At 68.8% G+C, this 381-nt stretch carries 1 protein-coding gene; it reads left to right on the forward strand.

All coding sequences use genetic code 11. The features are described 5' to 3' along the window. Window positions 1–19: 19 nt before the first annotated feature. Window positions 20–381, forward strand: a 362-nt coding sequence (locus tag I6F37_RS44960) for a selenium-binding family protein (RefSeq protein ID WP_249795523.1), incomplete at its 3' end; no start/stop codon positions are given.

Here is a 381-nt window from a genome sequence, read left to right on the forward strand (position 1 = left end):
CCCGCACACGGTGCACTGCATGCCCGGCGACAACATCGTGGTGAGCATGCTCGGCGATGCTGACGGCAACGGCGCGTGCGGCTTCGCCGTCCTCGACGCGCAGACGTTCGAGATCAAGGGCCGTTGGGAGAACGGCGGGCCGACCCCGCCACTGAACTACGACTTCTGGTACCAGCCGCGCCAGAACGTGCTGGCGTCGTCGGAGTTCGGCGAACCCAGCGCGTACGAGTCCGGCTTCGACCTCGACGACGTGGCGGCCGGCCGGTACGGCAGCCGCCTGCACTTCTGGAACCTGAGCGAGCGCCGCGTCGAGCAGACGCTCGAGCTTGGCGATACCGGCATGGTGCCGCTGGAGATCCGCTGGCTCCACGACCCCGATGC

Origin of the sequence: Bradyrhizobium sp. NBAIM08, from assembly GCF_020193935.1 — a bacterium.
Classification (GTDB): Bacteria; Pseudomonadota; Alphaproteobacteria; order Rhizobiales; family Xanthobacteraceae; genus Bradyrhizobium; species Bradyrhizobium yuanmingense.